We start from the raw sequence: 24,352 nt of genomic DNA, 5'->3' as shown, positions 1-24,352 counted from the left end.
AAATCAATAATCTAGTTTACTCATCAATTCGATATTCTCTTCTTTTTTGGCTAATTCCTCCAGATTGAGATTTGCTTGTTTCAATCCGGATTCAGCAGCCTTATTTAGATGTAACTTTGCTTGTTCATAGTCACCTCTTAGCAGATGTAATACTCCCACGGCATTTTCGTATTCCGGTGTGGAAGTCTCTGCTCTCTTTAAGTATTTTTCTGCCAAAAGAGTGTCTTTACGTGAAAGTGCAGCCGAAGCGGCATTCAGATTGGCAATCTTATCATCAGGAAAGACGCTAACGGCTGTTTCAAATAATTCGATAAACTCTGGTGAACCATTTTTGTAAGTTAGAGCAACCAAATAAATTTCATTCAGACTCAAATTTTGTGGCCGACTATGAATCAGCACTTTTGCTTGTTCTATATTAAAATTCTGAACATCGTACTCTATTTTACAGATTGCTTTACGCAGATGTGGGTAATACTCACGCAACATAAACCGATAAGGATTGCCATGTTTATATAACATCAACGATTTCTTGCGACTGGTATTCGTTCGGTAGTTTATTTCAACTGGTATGTGATCTATAATATGAAGAATTCCATCCTTTTCTGCCATGTCAGACCTTGCAACCATTTTACGTAGTCCTTCCCAGTTTTCGCCACCATATTCCACCTTGTATAATTCTTTAGAGAAAGGGAAACGAGGGAGAAGGTAATTAACAAGTGCCTTTGCACGTCCTTCGGAAAGCTGTTTGTTAAAAAGGACAGAACCCTCCGGTGAAGCATAACCAATGACTGATATTCCACGAATGGTAATGGCTGTATCATTTTTCACTTCGGCAAGCATGGAGGATATCTTTTTTAGTTCAATCGGATTATTCATATAGTCCGGTTTAATGTCGGTTTTTGATACGACAAAGTCCAGAAATGCTTCACATGACATCTCACGACTTTTGACTGGTTCAACTTTTGGCTGTACGTAACTAATATGTGGAGTGATTTGATAAGGGACGGGAAGTTTCTCCAAAGTAACAGCACTAAAAAGAGGAATAGCTGATAGTAACCTGCCTGGCCTGCAACAGCCCATCACTTCTTTCTTTACATTCAGATATGCATCCTTCATCCATGGCTCGAATGGAATTGTCAACGAGTACCGAATCTGTTCTTTTCCAGTCATTCCATACCCTTTTAATATGGAGTATGGAGCTTCTGACTGGTAAAAAGCATGTTCCTGCGTATTCATCAAAGCAAGTTTACGTTTCAGATTCTGATAGTTCTTACGACCTTTAATGGATATTTCCGGCAATTCCATCTGATGGTTTGCAGCAATCAATACTGGTATCAGTTCTATAGAATGATTGGAGCTGACTTGTATATTATCAAAGTTGTAAAGTATTTGAATATGTAATGAATCTCCCGCTTGCTGTAGTTCAAGAGCTGTTGGCTGTATAATTCCTGTATACCATTTCTTGGGATTTTCTTCTCCGTATGATAAAGAAGAAATGGTCAGGAATATGATTAACAGGTATAGGAATGATCTTAATTTTGTCATGGTTGTATTATTTTATAAGAAATATAAGTGAGATTGCAGCTTTAGTTGGTCCAAAATAATTGCGGTTTTCTGTTCCGACCTTTTCACCACAAGTCTTACACCGGAACTTGTCATAATGTAGCCGCACATATCCTGCACCTATATTTGCTTCAAGGCTCCAACGATTACTAAGAAGGAAGTGATAACCATACGAGATGCCTCCTCCTGCTCCCCATCCTTCATATCGGTAATGGCTGGAATTATCCCCGAATAAAAGTGGCAAGTGATGACCGGCTATGTTATATTGTGTTCCTATTATGTGTATCCCCCAAAAATGTCCGCTAAATCTTTCACATGTCCAATAACGATATTCCATTGTACCGAGCCAGTGCACCAGTTTTTTATTTGAAGATGCTTTATTGGGTGTAAACCAGTTAAGTCCGGCGCCAAGTTCTATTGTAGTGCGTGGAGAAAGTCCCCACTCTACTCCCAAGTTAGGAGTACCTGAATATGCACCGTAGAACAGGTTTGTTTTTACTGCTACCTTTTGGGCCGAACATTTTAAAATGCTTCCCCAACATATCAAAAGTAGAATTGCTATATATTGTATTTTCATCAGATGCGTATATTGAATATTTTGCTTTTGCTTGCGTTAATAAATGATTATCGAATGCGAAATTACAAAATAAATATATATTAAAGTAAAACGTTCTGAAATTGCACATGGATTCCGAAGTTTCGTTCAAAATAGTTCTATAAATCACTTAAATGAGGGTTAGATAACTATAAAAAGGACTTATCGGATAAACATTGTTAAATTATTATCCAACTTATTCAATTATCTTTTGTGACATACTGAACGTTTATACACGCGCAAAACAAACGATGTATAAGAATGATTATTTATATTTACATATTACTTGTGGTATTTCAACTATGCGTTTTGAAAGATCAGAATATTACAGCTAGTTTTGTTCCCGGATTTTAAGGGACCATCCGTTTCTTTAAAAGGAACAAGGCGTTCCTCGGTGAGAAACAGGTCGTTCCTTTAAAAGGAACGGCTCCTTGGTTTTAAACCAAAAAACAGTATCTATAATACACTGTATATCAATTTATTATAAAAAGAAGAATTCCGTCCCGATAACCATGGGAATATTCTCAATAAACCAAACGGAATTCACAGTCCAAGGGGCTGTATATACATACTTTTTTATTACAAACTTTAAAAAAAATCCCATGGTTACAGTTACAATTAATATCAAGCCATATTTGGCTGGATATATGTATGTCCGATATCGACAAAGTTTAGAACCCGATCCAGAGAACCAGTCTCATTCCTCCTCTCCTTCTTCTGCCAAACGACTTATCCCTATCCATCTCTCCCACATTACTCCAGTTTATCACTTCCTTCATCAACTATCTGTCCCTCATCCGCAAAATACTTCATGGAAAGAAATTGGAAATATTTGCTTTGTACTGCCCAAACCGCGTAATGGGAAGAATCCGGAAGTCTATAACTATATCGGAAACGATAGTGCATTGATTATAGAAAAGGAAATAGAAACGGAGATGAAAGCGGAATTATACTCTTTTCTATTGGATAATAAGTTTAATAAAGGAGTGATGTTTAAAAAGTCAATAGAACAATTCGTAGAGCACTACGAAATGGTAGGACTGGTACAGGAAGAAACGCTGATGAGGGCATTTCAAAGATGGAGGAAATTGGTGAAAGAAGAAAAAGCTATAAAACTATAATGAAAGTATATTGATTTTGATTTAATATTCCATAAGGAAACGTGATATACTATACTAATTAATTGGAAGAAAGAAGGAACTTTTCTATCTTTGCTAATATTAATCTTTTTCGCTAATGGATTAAGATAAGAAAGGAGAAAATAATATGACCCTCAAAGAAAAACAATTAGAGTTTATTATCTATTGTATAGAGAATACAGCTGAACGGTTAGGACGCTATAGTGCGGATGTATATAATAAACTAAAAGAATTAGGTGCTATAGACGGCTATATAAATGCTTTTTATGATACTTTGCATACCCAAGGCAAAGCCTACATAGTAGATTCTTTATTAGAATATATCTATCATCGTGATCCACAATGGTTACCGAAAGATTATCGTCCTTTTCAAGTTTCGACACAGCAAAAAGGAGATAAGTCATGTTAACTGTTTATCATGGTTCTACTTACCGTGTAGAACAACCATTAGCTGGAGTATGCCGACCAAATCTTGATTTCGGAGTGGGCTTTTATCTTACTGATTTAAAGGATCAGGCTATTCGTTGGGCTCTTCGCACAGCTGATATTCGCCATGAAAAAAGTGTATGGCTCAATATTTATTCATTGGATATAGATGCCTGCCGTAACTCTTCTTTTCATTATTTGCACTTTACCACTTACGATGCACATTGGCTGGATTTTGTTGTAGCATGTCGACAAGGGAATGTTATATGGCAGGATTATGACATAATAGAAGGCGGTATAGCAGATGACCGTGTGATACGTACTATTGACCTTTATATGCGTGGTGATTACACTCGTGAAGAAGCGTTGTCACGTTTGATTCATCAAGAGCCTAACAATCAAATTTGTATTACGAACCAAAAAGTAATTGATGAACACTTACATTTTGTGGATGCTATACTTTTGCCTTTCCCATCTCTCTCAAAAGAAATCCCCAATGCTGATATTGTAATGCAAGGCAAATATTACAGCATTGTAGAACTTCTTGCTACCCGTCTGCATATTTCCAGTCTACAGGCACTTGATATATTTTATAATAGCGAAAGCTACCAGCGCATTGTCCACCGACTTGGAGATCTATATCTCATGAGCGATGCATATATTGTAGATGAATTAATGAGAGAGCTACAAAAAAGACAAGGTTAATATCAACCTTGTCTTTTTTGTAGGTTAGAATATTCTATATAAGAAAATATTAGATATTTATCGCTTAATGATTTCTGAATAAAATATGATACTGTGGATTATAACCAGCGCACAAACTTCTTAATATACCAATTCTTCACGATCTGCGTCAAAATGCAATAAGAGAGCAAAATCCCAACCAGCCAGGGGAAATAGCTCAAAGGAAGAGCTGTCAATCCGATGGAACGCCCGAAAGTGGTGAAAGGAATAAGAATACCTATTGCCATGATTAAGAAGGTCAGTCCCATCACAGGCCATGTGGCACGGCTTTGTATGAACGGTATCTTGCGGGTACGTATCATGTGGACAATCAATGTCTGTGATAACAAACCTTCCACAAACCATCCGGTCTGAAACAGTGTCTGATGTTCGGGGCTGTTGCAGCTAAATACGTACCACATGACCAGATACGTGATAATATCAAAGATAGAACTGATGGGACCTACATAAATCATAAAACGACTTAGATCGGACGCATCCCATTTACGGGGTTTCTTTAGGAACTCCGGGTCCATACGGTCAAAAGGAATGGTGGTCTGCGATATGTCATACAACAGGTTCTGGATCAATAGATGTATCGGCATCATGGGCAGAAACGGCAGGAATGCACTGGCAAACATCACACTGAACATATTCCCAAAATTGGAACTGGCAGTCATCTTTATGTACTTATTGATATTGCCGAATGTCTTTCTTCCTTCGAGCACTCCGTCTTCCAATACCATCAAATCTTTTTCCAACAAGATAATATCTGCGCTTTCTTTGGCTATATCCACAGCAGAATCGACTGATATACCAATGTCCGACTGACGCAATGCACCTGCATCATTGATTCCATCTCCCAAGAATCCTACCGTATTGCCTTGCTCCTGCAACAGAGAGATGATTTGCGTCTTTTGTAATGGAGTCAGTTTTGAGAATAAAGTGGTATCCTTTACCGCTTCTTTCAATGTTGTTTCGTCCATATTCTCTATTTCTATCCCAGTAAGAAAATGACTGGTATCAATTCCTACCTGTCGGGCAATCGCTTTCACTACGACATCATTATCTCCCGATAGAATTTTCACTGCTACTCCATGCGCATATAACTGTTCAATGGCTTCGGCAGCAGAAGGTTTCGGAGGATCAAGAAAAGCAAGATACCCGATCAGTACCATTTCTTTTTCATCTTCAATGGCAAAATTACAATCTTTCTCGATAAAACTTTTCTGGGAAACTGCCAATACTCTCATTCCCTGCTGATTCATTTCTTCACTAATCATCTGTGCTTTGATTTTCAAGGCATCAGTCAAGGGATGAATCTGCCCGTTGAACTCGGCATAGGAACAGACATCGAGAACCTCTTCTACTGCTCCTTTGGTGATGATTTGCCGCTTTCCCTGCCTGTCTTCTATTACAACAGACATTCTTCTGCGCGTAAAGTCGAAAGGTATTTCGTCCACTTTAGTGTAGTCATCCTTCAAATGTTCCAGACTCAAATCTCTTACATGAGAAAGAATCGCTTTATCCATCAGGTTCCTTAAACCGGTTTGGAAATAACTGTTAAAGTAAGCATGACGAAGAATACGTTTACTGTTATCGTCACTGCCATCTGCATTGATATATTTCTCCAATACGATTTTATCGCAGGTCAATGTACCGGTTTTGTCAGTGCAGAGTATGTCCATCGCTCCAAAATTCTGAATGGCATTGAGATTCTTTACGATTGTTTTCTTTTTAGACATGGCTATCGCTCCTTTAGAAAGGTTGGCAGTCACAATCATCGGTAACATTTCTGGAGTAAGGCCAACCGCAACGGATATGGCGAATATGAAAGCTTCAAACCAATCCCCTTTCGTAAAGCCATTTACGAAAAACACAAATGGAACCATAACCAGCATGAAACGAATCAATAAGAAGCTAACCTTGCTAATGCCTTTGTCAAAAGCTGTAGTGGCACGATGCCCGACCAGGCTCTTTGCAATAGTACCCAGATAGGTTTTGTTCCCCGTTTCAAAAACGATTCCTTTTGCCGCACCACTTATCACATTGGAACCCATATAGCAAATATTGTCCAATTCGATGACACTTCCTTTCCGAAACTGTTGTCCCCGTACCTCCGGAAACTTTTCTATCGGTTCGGACTCTCCTGTCAATGAAGCCTGACTGATGAACAGGTCTTTCGAATCGATGATCCGAATATCAGCAGGAACCATGTCCCCGGCTGCCAAATACACGATATCTCCCGGAACGAGTTCCGTAATTTCGATCTCTTCTTCATGCTCTCCCGCACGTTTGGCAAGACATGTGTTTTTACCATTTTCATTAAAGAATCCGTAGCCTCACTTGCTCGCCATTCCTGCCAAAAACGCAGGATAGCACTGAACAGCACCATGGATGAGATGATGATGACTCCCGTCCATTCCTGCTCTCCGGGATCGGCCATCAATACATCCAAAAATAAGGATATAATGGCGAGCCCGGTCAGAACGCCAATGAAAGGATTGATAAACGTTTTGATAAACAGGATAAACGGATTCTTTTTCTGTTCATGCACCACTTTGTTTCTTCCATAAACGGATTGTCGCTCCTGCACTTCTCCCAACGTTAATCCAAGCTTTGTTGTCTGTAAGTATGAATAGATTGACTTACCGGGTTGTGTGGCAACCAAAAATACTTTCTCTGAATTGAATATGTACTGTGATGAACGCAGTTTTTTCTTCCATACCATACTCTCTAATTTTTTTTAAGTTACTAACTGCATTTGTTAATTCGATGCAAAAGTAAGGAAGACTTCACCGGGAAGCTGTTAGAGAATGATTAGAGTGGTATTAGAAAGCTATTAGAATTTCTTAAATATGCGGAAGTTTCACCACAAAAGTAGTGCCCTCATCCTTATGGGAAGATACGGTCAGTTCGCCTTTGTGAAGGTGGATAATCTTCTGTGTCAAGGCCATGCCTATACCATTTCCAGGAGCAATATGTTTGTTCTCTCCACGATAAAACAGTTTAAACAGGTTTTCTTTATCCGTATCAGACATACCTACACCGTTATCAGACAAACGAATGATTGCCCATTGCTCCCAATAGGCGATCAGGACTGATGAAGCCCGGTTGGAAGAGTACTTGCAGTTATTTTCTATCAGATTCACAAAAGCGGTGGTCAGTAAATAGCTGTTTCCGATTATTGTCAGCACATTATCTTCTTCGGCTTCCTGCTCAAATACTAATTCGATGTGATAATCCGGATGAGCTTTTAGTACCAGCTCTCTGGCGTCCAGCAACAGTTCGTCCAGACGGACTTCTTCCATAGTTATCTGTTCCGACTGATAGTCAGCTTTTGCCAGATTCAATAATCCGTCGATCAGATTAACAATCCGACGCGAATCTTGCAGTGCATTGCCGATAGCCATCTGATATTGTTCGGAGCTCCGTTCTTTCAATAAAGCTAAATCCAATTCGGCTGTAAGAGCTGCCATGGGGGTACGCAATTCATGAGATACATTACTGACGAACATCTTTTGTGAATTGAAAGACTTTTCCAGGCGTTCCAACAATGCATTGAATGTCGTACTCAATTCTCCCAGTTCATCCTGTTCATTTTTTACGGGTAATCTTTTATCAATATGCGATGCTGTGATTTTCTCCGCTTCTTTCACTATATTACGTATCGGTTTTAAAGTGCTTCGAGAAAGGATATACCCCACAACCACTAATACGCTCAATCCACCGATAAATAGGAGAATAAGCATATTTCTTAGCGCATCTCGGTTGGCGTATCCGTAACCGTCGTAGGCTGCGGCGGTAACCACATAGTCTTTGCCCTCAAACGGATACACCAGTCCTATAGCCTGATATTCGTCCACATAGAAATTGATATTCTTTCGCTTCAGGATACGTTTTATCATCTCCGGCGTTTCTTTAACAATATCGTTTTGCAGAGCATCGTGATATAATATTTTAAAATCTGTTGTATAGACAGCAACCTCTACTTCATTAATAAACTTCTGATTATTCAGGTAAATAGACTGCATGGTTTTGGCATCTACTTGATCCTTAAGGAATAAATGTGCTTTGGTTATAGCTTCACTTTGAAGATTACGAAAGAAAGCATTGCTACGCGAATGTTCACTTACATAGTAGACAGCCATCACAAATACGAAGAATACCGCAGCTGTAAGCCCTGCATATTGTAGAGTCAACGTTGTCCTGATCTTCATATTTTATCAGTCAGTATGAAACCCATTCCGGCTTTGGTATGAATAAGTTTCGGTTCAAAATCCCGGTCTATCTTTTTGCGAAGATAGTTGATATATACATCTATGAAATTCGTTCCTGTATCAAAATGGGTGTTCCATACTTTCTCCGCTATTTCAACCCTGCTCAATACTCTTTCGGCATTTTCTACCATATATAACAACAGGTTGTATTCTTTAGGAGAAAGTTTAATGGATATACCATTCCGTTCTACATCTTTTCGTTGAAGATCAATACGCAAATCTGCATAGACAAGTTCCTGCGGTAATTCCTGCGCATTACCTGTCACACGTTTCAACAGCACTTTGATTCTGGCATTTAACTCTCTGAAATCAAAAGGTTTCACCATGTAATCGTCTGCACCGGCATCGAAGCCGTCCAGTTTATCATTCGTCGATCCTAATGCCGTCAACATCAATATAGGAATATTGGGATTGGTTTTGCGAATTTCTTTCGCCAGTTCAAATCCGTCCATCTTAGGCAGAACGATGTCGGATATAACCAGATCAAATGTATGCGTTTGAAAAAGCCGTAATCCCATCAGTCCGTCATAAGCCACCATTGTCTGATAGCCATTTTCCTCCAGTCCGTTCATCAGCAAACTTGCAACCCGGGGTTCATCTTCTATAATTAGTATTGTGTACATAGGAAAGAATTCATTAATCTGAATGTATAAAACGAAACAAAAATAATGATTATTCCCCACTTATAGCCTTTTTCCTTGAAAAATCGGTGAGAAGGCCAAATAAAAAAGGTATCCAACGCAATGTGGATACCTTTATATGATTCATTTACATAAACCGGAAAATGACTCGTCCGGTTTGTGGACCATTTACCCATTTCGGTTGTGAAGAGGGACCACACAAATCGGTGGAGTTTACTTTATTACGTACCGGAGGAATCACGTTCAGGACAGAGATTCCGCTTTCGGGAAGAGTATAAAGCAAACGGTCGCGGCCATCACGAGGCTGATATACTCCGATATATGCGTCGGGAGTTTCGTTTGTCAGGCTGATAGTGCCTTCTTTCGTTTGGATATTCATCCAGGAAACATCACCAAAGTATCCTTTGAATTCGGGATATGTGAAAGTCTCACCCGGGATAGGATCGTTATAGTCGTTTTCCCATACATCGTATTGCGTTCCGTGAATACGGTTTTGCCATACACGGTAAGGTCCGGCACCCAGCCAGCGTTTGCTGATTACCTGATCTTCAGGATAGTCGAAACGAATACCCATCAAATCTACAACACCGGAGAAATTGTAGGTGTAGTCCAAAGCCAAATCCCCACTCGGGTTGATTGTCCATTGAGCTTTATCCAAATTACCCAGTTTATAATTGGCGGTAACAATCAGATCACCTCCATCTTGTTTTACGTCCAGTTTCGTAAATACGGCAGCATCAGGGAATTCGCTATATGTACGGTCTTTTTCTTTTGCTTTCTCATCATCATGGTTATAGAACTGATCCAATGAGCGGTCTGCACGACGGGCTCCAATGAAACGGGGGCCATTGGCGAAACTAATCTTACGGTTATCTACAGATACTCCTTTTAGTTGTCCGTCTTTCTTTGAGAAGATGAACGTACGCTTATTCGCTTTCACAGTAAGCTCATTTTCTGTCTCTGTATAAGCAGGACGACTGGACAAGGGAGAAAGCTGTTCTGTCTGCTGATTCAGTTTGTTGACCGGGAAAGTCCAGCGCCAAAGTTCATGGCCGTATGGGTCGATTGCTATCAGAAAGAGGGCGTCTGCATTGGGGAGGATATTTGTTTTTATATCCAAAATGCCTGCCGAGTGAGCAACCACGTCACTGCCTTGCACTTCACCCTCTTTCAACACTTGAATAGCGGCATTGGACGCATCTGTTGCCAGCGGGAATTTTACTTGCTTCCAAAGGAAACGGCAAGTATTCAGATTCAGATAATCGTAACGGTTTTCTACGGAGAATTTGCCATCAAATTGCTTGTCGATAGAAGTATTCATGATTTGTACCGGACTCCATAACTGCTTGATAGTGTAGTAGCTACCCTCCTTTTCGTGATGTGGCCCTACAATACCGTCTGCTCCAAAGTTTCCCTGGTTATCAATGAATCCGTCCATATCTACACGCTTCACACCTTCGTCTGCCAATACCCAAAGGAAGCCACCGATACAACGGGGATGCTTGCGCATCATTTCCCAATAATCGTATAATCCGGCACCATGGCCGCCATCGTACAAACCATGCAAGAATTCCGTAGGCATAAAGATTTCCGGTAAGCGCATGTAGTTCTGGCTTTCTCCGTAAGAACGGTAATGCATAGTTTCAAAACCGGAGAAATTACCTTGCGGGTGAATAACCGGACGTTTCTGGGGATCGTATTTATGAAACTCTCCATCCAATTCGGTATTCCATCCTTTTTCATTACCATTACTCCACCAAATAATAGACGGATGATTCACGTCACGTTCTATCATGCCTTCAATCAGACGTACTCCGGTGGGGGTATCATACTTGCCATGCCAGCCTCCCAATTCGTCCATCACATAAAGTCCGAGAGAATCACAGGCTTCCAAAAATTCCGGGTCAGCCGGATAATGGCTCAAACGGACAGAATTCATATTCATGCTTTTCATCAAAAGAACGTCTTCGATATTCTTCGCTTTACTTAATGTACGGCCGCTTTCAGGACGGAAACTATGACGATTGACACCACGTACATTGATACGTACTCCGTTTATATAAAGTCCGTCGCTTTCGCGTACTTCAATCGTGCGGAAACCAAAATTTTCTGTTTCACTATGCAAAACCTTACCAGCCTTATCCAATAGAGAGAATTGCGCTTTATAAAGATTCGGAGTTTCCGCTGTCCATAATGCGGGATTAGATACATTCAGTTGCAGGGAAGTCCAGTCGCCTCCAGCTTTTACGGGTACGGTGGTTTCCGTTATCTTTTTCCCTTTTTTATCTAAAATCTGTGTACGGATGCTCATTCCGTCATTAGAGATATTTGTGTAGCAGTTGGCACGGAAAGTTCCATCCATCTTTGCGTCAATGGCAATGTGCCGCAGGTTTACGGCTGGTTTCACCTCCAAGAACACCGGACGGAAGATACCGCCGAAATTCCAATAATCAGCACGACGTTCGGCAAGGTTCACACTGGCATTTTCACTCTCTTTGGCAACAGTGACTTCCAGTAAATTCTTTTTGCCATATTTCAGGAAATCCGTGACGTTGTATGAAAAACGATAGAAGGCTCCCTGATGTTTGGAACCAACTTTGCGTCCGTTCACTTTTACTTCCGTATCTGTCATTGAAGCTTCAAATACAAGACTGACCTGTTTGCCGCGAAACTTTTCCGGAACTTCAAACTCGTACTTATACATACCTTTTTCATTGGCAACGCCTTCAGGAAATGGTTTACCATAGAAAGTGATCCCATACTGATAAGTGCCGAAGCCTTGCAATTCCCAACAGGAAGGTACACCGATTTTCGTCCATTTGCCGGAATTGCGTCCGTTGGTACAAAAGAAGTCCCATTCAACCATATCGTCGCATCCGTGACCGGAGAGATATTGCCTTTCCGTTTGTGGAAGGTTTTGAGCAGCCAGGGTAGTTGCCAACGCTAAGGTCGATAATAAAGTGGTTACTTTTTTCATTGTTACTTTTATAATTGTGTTAGTTATTTATTGCTATCATTGTTTACTACTGATGCGGATATGCAGCGTATGTTCTTTTTTCTCTATGGCATATTTCTTCAATACACCCGGTCCGCAACTACTGTTTCCTAATCCAAGTACGGCAGCATCCATACTAAGAATGATTTCCGCACGTGGTTTTAAATTACAATCGTGAGTTTCTTCATAGATGTCCTGTACGGTGTAATGCAGGGCAGATGCAGAAAATACGTTTTCTACCGCGTCAACACGAATACCTTTATTCTGTTTGTCGGTCAGGGTCAGATAATGCACTTCCTCTTTGTTCCCACTATCCTGCGGACGTGGATAATGTACGTACTGTTCTGCAACGCTTCCTTTCCAAAGCCCTATCATAGCAGATGTTTTGCGGTCAGGATAGTTATCCTGCGGTCCTCTGCCATACCAGGTAAATGTATCATAAGCAGGCGCCAGACAGAATGCGATACCTAAACGGGGAATTTCAGGAAGAGCTCCTTGTGGCAAGAAAGTTGTTTTCAGATCAATCGTTCCATCTGAAAAGACTGTATAGACAGAAGTAGTCACCACTTTTCCTTCTTTATATAAATTACTAGTTTGAATCCGGACAATGGCCGCCCCGTCTGCACGTTTTTCATGGTGGAAAGATTCCAGATTTATCTGCGGATGATCCATTCCATGCAATTTCCAGTCTTTAGCCAACCAGTTTCCGAAGCTCTTGTCATTATCTGTCGGAGCACGGAAAACTTGAGTGACAGGCTGAACCGGAAAATCATCGGAGTGAGCCAGCATTTCTTTGTTCTTATATATAAGGGAGGTCATACTTCCGTTCACTTTCTTTTCCCACTGAACAGAAAAACCACGTCCGCTAATCAATAAAGATTTATCATCCTCTTCCACTTGAAGCGTTCCTTTATTAATTAAATCAGCAGAAGCTAAATCTCCTTTTTGCAAACAGAATTGTTCCCAGGCCACTTCATGTCCTGCCTTTGCCCAAAGAGCATCCGATTTCAAAACAATGCTTACTTTCAGTTGGCAATCGGAAAGAGGATTCAATGAACGGAAAGTCGGCAAATCTATTGTTCCACTTTCTCCTGGAGCTATTTCCGGCAATGTAATTTCTCCTTGTTCTTTCTGTTTTCCATCCACAGACAATGTCCATAAGCAGCGATAAGATGATAAATCGATATGATGGTTCCGGTTCGTCACTTTCAGCTTCCCATTTTCCATTTTCAGTTCAACTGGTGCATATACCTTCTTTACCTCCCAATATTTAGGCGTAGTTTCACGGTCACTCATCAGCAATCCATTAAAGCAGAAAGCTTTTAAATTCGGCTTATCGCCAAAGTCACCACCATAAGCCACCATGGTACGACCGTCGGGTAAAGTCTTGTAGATTCCCTGATCTACCCAATCCCATATAAAACCACCCAGCATACGGGGATTACTATATATCTCATCCCAATATTCCTTGAAATTTCCTAATGCATTCCCCATGGAATGTGCATATTCACTCGTCATCACCGGACGGTCGTCATTGGTACGCTCCGCAATCTCCAGCAACCGTTCCCAACGTGCATTTTCAGCGCGTTCTTTATCCTCTCCTTCTGCAATACCGGGATTTAAATATTCTTGTTTCACCCGGGTATAAAAGCGGCTGATAACATCGACCGTCTTCGGGTCAGGATTTCCGTCCACTCCCTGCGCCCCCTCATAGTGTACAGGACGAGTGGGATCGAAATCATGCAGCCATGCCGAAATAGCAGCGAAGTTCGGTCCGTAACCGCTTTCGTTTCCCATGCTCCACATTACAATACATGGATAATTCTTATCACGTTCCGCCATACGGACCGCACGGTCCATAAATGCTGCATGCCAGTCGGGGGTACTTGCGAGCGTGCCACGCAATCCGTGTTCTTCTATATCCGCTTCGTCCATCACGTACAATCCCAAGCTGTCGCATAGCTCGTACCAACGACTGACATTGGGGTAATGGCTGGTGCGTACGGCATTTATATTCGCCTGCTTCATTAAAAGAATATCCTGCAACATTCGTTCCTCGCTCATGACACGTGCCGTCCGTGGATCATGTTCGTGACGGTTCACTCCACGAAAACGAACCGGATTACCATTCACTAACAGTTGTCCTTTTTTGATTTCTACAGAGCGGAAGCCCACGGCCTGTTCTATCTGTTCTACGACTCTTCTTTCTTCATTTTGGAGAGTTAAGTGTAATTTATAGAGATAGGGCGTTTCTGCCGTCCATCTTTCCGGTGATTTTATAATAGCTGACAAACGTCCCATCTTACGCGGGCCACGCTGCGGATACCATTCATTCATCCGGCTTGCTTTATGCTTCAAATCAAGCATATCTTCCACATCGCCTTTCAATGTGGCAACTTCTTTGCCTGAAGCATCCTTCAGTACTCCCTGTAAAATATACCCTTTTCCGGTCATCCCTCGATATACACTAAATTGCGGATCAATCTGCAAAATAAAGTCTTTATAATTACCAGCAGATGCGGGAAGAGTACGTACCGCATAATCACGGACATGAATATCCGGCGTATGTATCAGATGAATACTACGATGAATACCACCAAAACGCCAGAAATCCTGATCTTCCAGATAAGAACCGTCACTATATCGGTAGACTTCCAGTGAAATCTGATTTTCTCCGGATTTCAGATACTTCGTGACATTAAATTCGCTCGGTTCCATACTGCCTTGGCTATACCCTACCCGCTCACCGTTGATCCAAACATAAAAGGCGCTCATTACGCCCTCAAACCGTAGAAAAGTCTGTCCATTCACTTCCCATCCGGTCGGCAATACAAAAGTGCGGCGATATTGCCCTACCGGGTTTCTTTCTTTATACGTGGTATAGTCAGTTCTCGGTTCTCCCATCACCCGTGGAGGATCTATTTTAAACGGATAGCCTGCTGAAACATAGATAGGCGTGCCATATCCGTTCACTTCCCAGTTGGCGGGAACAGGAAAATCCGTCCAATCTTTATCATCAAAATTTATCTGATAAAAGTTCACGACTCTTTCATTGGGAACGGGAGTCCAACGGAATTTCCAGGTTCCGTCTAAAGAGATTGAGCCGTCTCCTTTCTGTACAGAGAAAGGGGTAAAAGTAGCTCTTGCCGGTTCACGGTTGATCTGGAGAACATGATGATTCTCCCAATCATGCATTGTTTGTGCCTGTGTAGGACTTACAAACAATGCGCCAAGCAGTAAAGTATATATTTTCATTCGTTCTTTTTTCTTCATATCAAGTAGACGAACGAAAGGGCATTTTGTACCCCTTTCTTTTACAGAAATATTAAAGAACAATAAAAGGAGTAACACTCTATAAAGAAAAGCTTTACCTTGTGGCGTATAATTACTTCTAATATTATGATGATGAAAAAACTACTATTTAGCAGCCTCTTTTTATTAGGCAGTCTCGTTTCACAAGCACAACACGAGTATACGATTGAAGGTAAAGTGGAAGGTGTAAAGGATGGAACTCTTGTTTCTCTTTTTCTACTTGACGGAAATGTAGGAAGTACAGTAGCCATGGATACCATACAAAACGGTACTTTCTTCTTCAAACGAAATGCCGGAGAAGATGGTTTAGACAAATTATCTCTAATGTGTACCCGTAATGATGATTTTCCTTCCATGTCGCTGGAGATTTATGCAACTCCTAATGCAAGAATCAAAGTAACCGGAACGAATACCTTGATACATACGTGGACAGTAGACAGCCCTGTAAAGGAACAAATAGAATATAATAGGTTTATTGAAGATTCACACGATTTATGGGATGAGTATCAACGTTTGTCTATCAAAGCAAGAAGTCTGCGTTCTGCCCCGGAAGCCGAACGGAAGGCTCTACGTGCGAAAGAAGACAGTATTTCAGCTTTAATCAGCAAACGTGAAATGAAACTGATGCAGGAACTTCCTGTATCAAACATTTGGATGGACAGGCTATATAAATTGAGCATGTCGGTGAAGTACAATCCAAATTTCTCTTATAAAGATGAAACACTGGCTTTGTATAATAGAATGAATGAAGCACAAAAAACTTCTATAACAGGACAGGAAATTACAGTTAATCTTTTCCCGCCTACAGTTGTGAAAGAGGGAGATAAAATGGCAGATACCGAACTTTTCGATTTGGATGGAAAGATTCATCATCTGACTGATTTCAATGGAAAATATATATTGCTTGATTTCTGGAGTAGCGGTTGCGGTCCTTGCATTATGGCTTTACCAGAGATGAAAGAGATTCAAGAACAATATAAAGAGCGTCTTACTATCATTAGTCTAAGCTCCGATACGAAAAGCAGGTGGAAGGCAGCTTCGGCAAAACATGAAATGACCTGGCAGAATTTAAATGACTTAAAACAAACAGCCGGATTATACGCTAAATATGGAGTTCGAGGTATTCCCAATTATGTTCTTATCTCTCCCGAAGGCAAAATCATGAAAATGTGGTCGGGCTATGGTAAAGGCAGCCTGAAATTAAAGATGCGTAGATATTTGGATGCGCCAAAGCGTGAGATGAGTATCACCGGGGACACCAATAGAAAAGTCGTTAACCATCCAAGTTTTGAATCAACCAATACCGATATTCTTGAAGTGAAGCAGGTAGAATTGACTGACACAGCCACTATCGTTCATTTCTATGCATATTACATACCCAAATACTGGATACGAGTCAGCCCGAATTGTAGATTGGTAGATGAGAAAGGTAAAACGTATACCTTAAAGAAAGCAGATGGGATTAACCCCGGTGAGCACTTTTATTTGCCTGAAAGCGGCGAAGCAGAATTTTCACTCACATTCGAACCGTTGTCTTCTTCTGTGCAATCATTCAATTTCACTGAAGGAACAGAAAAAAATGACTGGCAAATAAACGGAATAAGGCTTAATAAATGAGTATCGAATCTTAAAAAAGGAATATCGTATTAACATTCAATGTGTTGCAAATTAAAATAGCTGTATAAACAGGTACAAAAGGTTTGTTGAAATAATGTTTTCTTCAGTAAAATGGCTTTCTTTGTTATGAATTTAATTATTATCTTGTACATTGAACGAAAAATAACAAAATATGGAAGCGAACGGACAAACACTCTACAATGATGATTTGCTGAATATTCTGCCTGACGGAGTTATCATATTGGATATAAATAGAGAAGTCATACAACTGAATCAGCAAGCTCTTACGGAACTCCATGTACATTCGTCAGTCAATGCGATGATGCCTCTTCCGACCAACAAGATATTCAAGCTGTTAAATAAGAAAGAAGATATACTCTCGACCATTTTGGAAGAAATTCATCAGGGCAAAAAAGTATACTCACTGCCTGAACATACATTTATGCAGGAACAAGTTGACTATACACAATTCCCGATAAGAGGAGAATTTGCTACAATGGAAAATGAAGAGGGCGAAAAAATCATCTTGTTCTTTTTCCGTAATATTACAGTGGAACTGACACAAGAATATATATTAAATACAGCCTTGCAAAGAACTAGGATATACCCCTGGTATTATGACATAAGCCGTAGTGAATTTACTCTTGATGATCGTTATTTTGAACATTTAGGTATTCCAGCCGGAGAGAATAATACTTTGACAATGGAGGAATATGTGAATATGATTCATCCGGACGATCGGCAAACTATGGCTGACGCCTTTGTTGTACAACTTAGTGGTAATACAACTTTTGACAAAACAGTTCCATTCCGTTTGCGCCGGGGGGATGGTACTTGGGAATGGTTTGAAGGGCAGTCTACTTATATTGCAAACATATCCGGTCATCCCTATCGGTTAGTGGGAATCTGCTTGAGTATTCAGGAATATAAAGACATAGAAAACACCTTAATCGAGGCACGTAAAAAAGCAGAAGAAAGCGATCGTCTTAAAATGGCATTTTTAGCCAACATGAGTCATGAAATCCGTACGCCGCTGAATGCAATAGTCGGCTTTTCTGATGTTATAGGTTCTACTTATGATGAGTTAAGTGAAGAGGAACGTGCCGATTTCGTGCGACTAATCAGCATCAATAGCGAACATTTAGTACGATTGATTGACGATATACTTGATTTGTCCAAGATTGAATCAAACACTATCAAGTTTACTTATTCCAATTACTCCCTCAAATCCATAATGAAGGATATAGAGAAAGAGCAGGTCGTGAAAAATGTGCCGGAAATCGAAATAAAAGCAATCTTGCCGGATGATGATATTTACATAACTACTGACGCTACACGCTTGAAACAAGTAATATGCAATTTCATAAATAATGCCCGGAAATTTACAGAAGAAGGATATATTCATTTTGGTTTTATGGTTAATCCGGAAAATGACGATTCAGTTTGTCTGTTTGTGGAGGACACGGGGGAAGGTATTCCCCAAGAATGCCAGAAAGAAATATTCGACCGTTTCTATAAAGTCAATACTTTCAAGCAGGGTACGGGGTTGGGACTCTCTATCTGCAAAACGATTGTAGAACATCTGCAAGGGAGTATTTCTGTTGTATCGGAAGTAGGAAGAGGCAGCCGTTTTACCGTTACATTACCACTCGAGAAACAGCTGGTGGAAGTTTAATGCCCCCTGTATTCCTGTGGGGTAACACCCGTATGTTGCTTAAAAAACTTATTGAAGAAAGAGATATTATTAAATCCCAAAGATAAGGCAATATTCTTCACCGGCTCATTGGTTGACTTCAACCGGGATTTGGCATCCATCAGAATAATGGAAGCTATGACTTCCAAAGGAGTGTTGCCTGCAACCTTTTTTATTGTTGAACAGAAATGCGGCAAACTAAGCCCTAGATGTTCGGCATAAAAAGAGGTTCCGTGATGACTAGTATAATATTTCATGACCAATTGCAAAAAATCCTGATAAATCTCGTACTTTCTTGACTGGGAAGATAAATACAAGTTATTTTGCATTTTATAAATTTCAGTGGCTCCCTGAAGGAACATGGTAAGAACCGCCTTTACTATTTCCTTGTTTGCCAATGTTTTTGGAGAAGCATACGAAAGAATTGACGATTCATAGAACATTTTATAACTGCAAGCCTGCAATGGAGATAATCTTATTATCGGATTTTCCATAATTATAGGGAGAAGATGTTCTGTAGACTTCATTAGATTTATACCCTCTATGAATTCGGATGAGAACCCGGCATAATAGATATGAATATCCGGTGAAAAATCAAGAATTTCCATAAAATATCCGGGCGGTAAGGTTATCAAATCATTTTCACCAATATTTTGAAGATTCCCATTGATTGTCGTTTGCATTATCCCTTTTACACAAAGAATGAAAAAACCGGCTTTTACCCTGCAAGGAAAGTTTTTATACCTTTTTAATAAATTTATCCCATACCCTTCTCCAACAATATAATCAGACGGCAAATCAAAATTAGGTAAATCACTCTCCATTGTGTTATTTTGTTTTTGATTTCAAATATAGGGATTATTTGAAGTTTCTCCCTCGAATAATTAAAATCAGAACATCGAATCTTAAAAAAATAACATCTATATTTTATTTATAAGAAAGTATCAAAATATGAAAAGCAGGACACCGGAAGTATATTCAAACTTCTTAATGTCCCGCTTTTATTTTTCTGTTTATATGTGTGTTTTTCTAAAAAACTTATTGAACATCCAATGCATCGAATGCCAGACCGTCCATATTTTCTGCCGAAAGTAATACTTTGTAATGTCCGGCATTGATAAAGGTTCCGGTAGTGGTGCTCATCATCTTCCATTTATCCGGTGTTTCCGGGAAGTTCAATATGTCCTCTTTCAATACCACTCCTTTTGAATCAATGAATTTCATCAAGACAGGTATTGGCTTTCCGGTAGTGTTCATATATTTAAAGCGAAGCGCGTACACTTGTGCCAACCCGGTAGAAACATTCCATTCAATGCTGTTGCCTTTTCCTTTACCAAAAAACACTCCGATCTGTTTTCGATGTTCTTTCTTTTGGAATTTGCCTTTCAGTACAGCCATTTCCGCTTCGTATGATATACTGACACGAGCATTTTTATCTTCCGGAAGCAACTCTTTCGGAGTCTTTTCCATCACTTCTTTATCCGCCTTTTCCCAGCTCCAACCGGATGCAGGGAATATCTTCGGTTTCAGTTCCTGATCTGTGCTGGCAATAGCAATGCCTGAAATCAAGGCTTGTCCTGCTTTCACTTCCGGGAAATGAATTTTCAACATTCCACCTTTCACTGTGGTATATACTATCTTTTTACACACTCCGTCATGACCACTTTCAGCCCAAATATCCAAATCATCTAATACAACAGAATCATTCACGGCAACATCGAATATGCGCAGTCCTTCACAGTCGGTAGAAGCGCTTCCGCCCGTACCATGCCACGGCTCTGTGAAATACAGTTCAATACGATATGTTCCGTCTGCCACAGGGAAACGATATTCCAGTTGGTGACGTCCGAAGCGGAAATGTTGGAATAACGTCCAGTCACGAGTGCCATGAATCGGATCATTGGTGGTACGTTGACTGGCAAGATAAGGATTCAGATCCTTGAAATTCTCCGCCCATGAACGGGAATAATTCGTATTGTCCTGCAACCAGAGCTGTCCGAAGCTATCTGTATAATCATCCCCTCCACAGTTGAGACGATACAGATAATTATATCCTGCCTCTCCTTTCAATATCTTTTTATCATCCTGATAAAGAAGTTTGAAGTTAGGGGCTTGCTCCAGACCATTCAATAGGATCAGGTCTTCTGCTACCGGTTTACCTTTATAATATCCTACAGCACGAAGCACATTATAACGAATATCCCGGTTTTCCCACATAAAATGAGTGCCTGTTCCGTTGTTCTTTTTACGTCCGAGGAAGGTTGCCTTTTCATTTGTCAGATCATTATATAGCAATACAGAATCACAATTGCTGTAAGCCTCGATAGTGGCACGGCGACGTCCTTTTTCAAAACGGTTGGCCCATGTATGTGATACCAGGTAAACCATCGGATCTTTTGCAGCCGGAACATAGTTGGCACGATACATATAATATACATCCAACGGTTCTTCCCATGGAGTAACCAATCCTTTATAATTGAACGGACCTACTTTATCTATTTTGCGATACGCTTCATCTGGCTGACGACGTCCGGGATTATCATGACTGCTGTATATCCACTGGAATTGTCCGCAAACACTATCTTTTGCCTTTTCTGCCAAACGAATTTTAGTTTCCATCAACTGACACATGCGGTCTTCACTCCACACTCCGTTCACTTGAAAATCCCCTGGTTCCGTATGCAGACCGATGCTTCTCCACGCTCCATATTCCCCATTCAATAATTGATTCGCTTGAGAGAGTTCACGGCCGTATTTCGTCACATCTCCTCCATACGTACCACTCCAATTTTGAATCACATTCCAGTCTGTACCCTCGCCACCATTACAGGTTGTTATGACACGCATTGTCTTGGCAGTCGGGTCCATCTCCCGGATAAGGTCACTGCACTCTTGTGCAAACTCACGAGGCAAAGTGCTTTCATTCTGCAATCCCCACATCACCACTGACGGAGAATTACGACGTTCTTTCACCCATTGGCGAAGCAACTTTTTAAAGTTCTCACGAAACTCCGGAGTGTCATACCACACGTGGGCGGAAAATTGTGTCCAAAACAAGATCCCCTCTTCATCCCAGTACTTCTGATAATCGAGATGATGGGGCTGATGAGCATCCCGGAACGCATTGAAACCGGCTGCACGTATCTGTTTTACCCTTGCGGCAACCTGTTCATTACTGAACGCATGGCTTTGTCCGAACTGATGCTCATACTCGCATACTCCATTGATAAACACGGGCTTCCCATTCAGGTAAAAACGTCCGTCTCCATCGTTTCGTTTTACCGGCCAGCTAATGGTACGAATACCGAAGGGTGTCGAAATTTCATCCGTCGTCTTCGTATCACGCTTAATCATGCTAGCCAATTTATAGAGATACGGATTTTCCGTATTCCACAAGACAGGATTCTCAACAGGAGCCTGCTGGCGAATCACTTTCATTTCTCCCGGAGCTAAAGTAACTTTCTCAACCAAACGGAAAACTTGTTTTCCATCGGCATTGCTTAGTTTATTGACTAACTCTACCGTTTCTGTTGTTTTACTATAATTTTTTATCTCTGTTTCAACAAATACGTTAGCAGCTTTTTCGTCATTCCAAATATGTACACCGAAAGGTTCTATGCGAATCTCATCTGTAACTTCCAATACCACAGGACGGAAGATACCTAACGGCTGGGAACCTTCACTGAATCCCCATTCCGATGAACATCCCCCGCATACCCAAGGCATATCGGCGATCATTTCAGGATGCTCGGCTTTCACTTCCAAGCGATTTACTCCCTGTTTTAATTCATCTGTGACATCCAAAGTCAATGTGGTGCGCCCTATGGGGTGGCGACCGAAATTCTTTCCGTTCACTGTAATGGTGGCGTATGTACCCACTCCGTCAAAACGAAGGAAATACCGTTTCCCGGATTTTACATCTGCCGTGAAATCTTTCACATACATAGCTGTTCTATGCAGGTTTCCATGTGTCAACTGACGGTATCCATAATAATCGTCCCAATTATGAGGAATATTCACTATTTTTGCAGGCATCATAAAATTACCTTTCAAGTGAGTTGCCTCTGTAATCCAGGTTTTCCAACCCTCATTCAATGTAGTGATCTGCCGGCGGTTCTTGATTTCCGGTTTCGGGAAACGGACAGCCGAACGTCCCATCGGCTTACTGGTAGCAATGGCAATGCCACGTTGCTCTGCGTTGTTTACCGCACAATAGAAATGATAAACCACTCCGTCATGTTTCACCACATAGCTCTTATGAGCAAACAGTTCATCGTAGTTCTTGGAGGGGATAATCAGGTCGGCCCCTTTCCAGTCGGTCCAGTTCACCAAATCATAGCTGGCGGCAAATGTATTGAATGCTTTATATTTACGCGAAGGTTCAAAAGCAGAGAAGTAAAACATCACATACACATCTCCCATCTTTTGGATATGCGCATCTCCTGTTATGGTTCCATCTGCTTCATGCGCAAAGACCGGATTTCCGGAGTAGCGTTTCCATGTTTTCATATCTTTGGAAAGCGCAATGCCGATACGTTCGCCCTTTAAATCCGTTTCCGGATGACGCCCGCCCGCGTTGTAATACATCACAAACGGAGCTCCCAATGTTTTATCTTTATCCCAATAAACGGTACTCTTATATTGAGTCAGTTTTTCCCACCATTGGGCATCTTTATCATGGATGCTCAAAATTGGTTTGTCCAGAGATTCCCATTCATGTGCCGTAGAAATATCTCCTTTCGTCCATGCCAGTCCGACATAAAGCGGAGCTTTTACAGCTTCGTAGCCCGTTCCTTCACCACCGATATAAGTCATCCAATGGCGACCTTTATAAGTCTGAAGCTCATAGCTTCCACCCCATTCCATATCCGGCAATGCAGGAAATCCGCCACGCTGATTGCAGTCCCATTTTCCATCCCGATAAGAAAGAACCCGTCCCAAAGTGCGCCATTCGAGCAAATTATCACTTTCTGCTATCCACGTTTCGTAACCACGACCATCGGTTCCACCTTTACCGTTGTAAACCACATAAGTCATCAGCCACTTGTCTCCCTGGCGAAAAACGGTAGGACAATCAATCTTATGATAATTGTCTGCCGGGGCAACTGCGAGCCCGTACTTGTATGGTGTCTTTACTTCCTCGTAAATCTGCTCCATTCGTTCTTGCGGAACTTCCCGTTGCGCATATAGAGAGAAAGTGGTGGCTATACTAAAAACTGCCAGCAATAACTTCTTCATGATACTTTTTCTAATCGTTTAATACTTAATATTTCACCACAGAGGACACGGAGGACGCAGAGGTTTATTATTTTTATCCACTATAGAGTAACAAAGAGTCTTACGTATTTATAATCGTATGTATCGCTCT

At 40.9% G+C, this 24,352-nt stretch carries 13 protein-coding genes and 1 pseudogene; 5 read left to right on the top strand and 9 right to left on the bottom strand.

The window, feature by feature from the left end:
* Positions 1 to 3 precede the first annotated feature (3 nt).
* Together KQP79_RS02145 and KQP79_RS02140 are read right to left on the bottom strand one after the other, a co-directional pair.
* The gene (locus KQP79_RS02145; protein WP_015531082.1) at positions 4 to 1,545 is read right to left on the bottom strand and encodes a DUF3868 domain-containing protein; all 1,542 of its coding nucleotides are present in this window, start codon (positions 1,543 to 1,545) and stop codon (positions 4 to 6) included.
* Between the two features lie 7 nt (positions 1,546 to 1,552).
* On the bottom strand, positions 1,553 to 2,140 hold the full coding sequence (locus tag KQP79_RS02140; RefSeq protein ID WP_004314797.1) for a DUF3575 domain-containing protein: 588 nt from the start codon (positions 2,138 to 2,140) through the stop codon (positions 1,553 to 1,555).
* Between the two features lie 620 nt (positions 2,141 to 2,760).
* Between KQP79_RS02140 and KQP79_RS02135 the strand changes: the two genes are divergently transcribed.
* From KQP79_RS02135 to KQP79_RS02125, 3 genes are all read left to right on the top strand, one after another.
* Positions 2,761 to 3,279 carry a hypothetical protein gene (locus tag KQP79_RS02135; protein WP_138343198.1) on the top strand — a complete coding sequence of 173 codons (519 nt, stop codon included), beginning with the start codon at positions 2,761 to 2,763 and terminating at the stop codon, positions 3,277 to 3,279.
* 145 nt (positions 3,280 to 3,424) lie between these two features.
* Positions 3,425 to 3,706, top strand: a complete 282-nt coding sequence (locus KQP79_RS02130; RefSeq protein WP_008775716.1) for a DUF3791 domain-containing protein — start codon at positions 3,425 to 3,427, stop codon at positions 3,704 to 3,706.
* Complete coding sequence (locus tag KQP79_RS02125; protein ID WP_117808881.1) at positions 3,700 to 4,428, top strand: DUF3990 domain-containing protein; 729 nt, start codon at positions 3,700 to 3,702, stop codon at positions 4,426 to 4,428. Before KQP79_RS02130 ends, KQP79_RS02125 begins: the two co-directional genes overlap by 7 nt.
* Before the next feature lie 98 nt (positions 4,429 to 4,526).
* On the opposite strand, the pseudogene mgtA reads toward KQP79_RS02125, so the two are convergent.
* The 5 genes and pseudogenes from mgtA to KQP79_RS02100 all read right to left on the bottom strand — a co-directional run bounded on the left by mgtA (position 4,527) and on the right by KQP79_RS02100 (position 15,635).
* Positions 4,527 to 7,177, bottom strand: a pseudogene (mgtA, locus tag KQP79_RS02120) (magnesium-translocating P-type ATPase).
* Between the two features lie 121 nt (positions 7,178 to 7,298).
* Positions 7,299 to 8,666, bottom strand: a complete 1,368-nt coding sequence (locus KQP79_RS02115; protein WP_009039601.1) for a sensor histidine kinase — start codon at positions 8,664 to 8,666, stop codon at positions 7,299 to 7,301.
* A complete protein-coding gene (locus KQP79_RS02110; protein ID WP_004312802.1) occupies positions 8,663 to 9,349 on the bottom strand; it encodes a response regulator transcription factor in 687 nt (228 codons plus the stop codon). The genes KQP79_RS02115 and KQP79_RS02110 overlap by 4 nt, the downstream gene beginning before the upstream one ends.
* A gap of 145 nt (positions 9,350 to 9,494) precedes the next feature.
* The gene (locus KQP79_RS02105; RefSeq protein WP_061448339.1) at positions 9,495 to 12,344 is read right to left on the bottom strand and encodes a glycoside hydrolase family 2 protein; all 2,850 of its coding nucleotides are present in this window, start codon (positions 12,342 to 12,344) and stop codon (positions 9,495 to 9,497) included.
* A 36-nt stretch (positions 12,345 to 12,380) separates the two neighbouring features.
* Entirely contained in the window at positions 12,381 to 15,635 is a 3,255-nt protein-coding gene (locus tag KQP79_RS02100) for a glycoside hydrolase family 2 TIM barrel-domain containing protein (RefSeq protein ID WP_234120575.1), read from the bottom strand.
* A 126-nt stretch (positions 15,636 to 15,761) separates the two neighbouring features.
* Here KQP79_RS02100 and KQP79_RS02095 point away from each other — a divergent pair, with 126 nt between their 5' ends.
* Entirely contained in the window at positions 15,762 to 17,291 is a 1,530-nt protein-coding gene (locus KQP79_RS02095; RefSeq protein WP_055235026.1) for a TlpA disulfide reductase family protein, read from the top strand.
* 172 nt (positions 17,292 to 17,463) lie between these two features.
* On the top strand, positions 17,464 to 18,966 hold the full coding sequence (locus KQP79_RS02090; RefSeq protein ID WP_061448338.1) for an ATP-binding protein: 1,503 nt from the start codon (positions 17,464 to 17,466) through the stop codon (positions 18,964 to 18,966).
* On the opposite strand, the gene KQP79_RS02085 is transcribed toward KQP79_RS02090, so the two are convergent.
* Positions 18,963 to 19,808 (bottom strand): helix-turn-helix domain-containing protein, encoded by an 846-nt coding sequence (locus KQP79_RS02085; protein ID WP_008647450.1) that lies wholly within the window; start codon positions 19,806 to 19,808, stop codon positions 18,963 to 18,965. The genes KQP79_RS02090 and KQP79_RS02085 overlap by 4 nt on opposite strands.
* Positions 19,809 to 20,022: 214 nt before the next feature.
* Complete coding sequence (locus KQP79_RS02080) at positions 20,023 to 24,222, bottom strand: malectin domain-containing carbohydrate-binding protein (protein WP_061448337.1); 4,200 nt, start codon at positions 24,220 to 24,222, stop codon at positions 20,023 to 20,025.
* Between the last annotated feature and the right edge of the window lie 130 nt (positions 24,223 to 24,352).

It is taken from the genome of Bacteroides sp. DH3716P (assembly GCF_025914115.1).
Taxonomy (GTDB): domain Bacteria; phylum Bacteroidota; class Bacteroidia; order Bacteroidales; family Bacteroidaceae; genus Bacteroides; species Bacteroides ovatus.
This window is presented reverse-complemented; position numbering and strand designations above follow the sequence as displayed.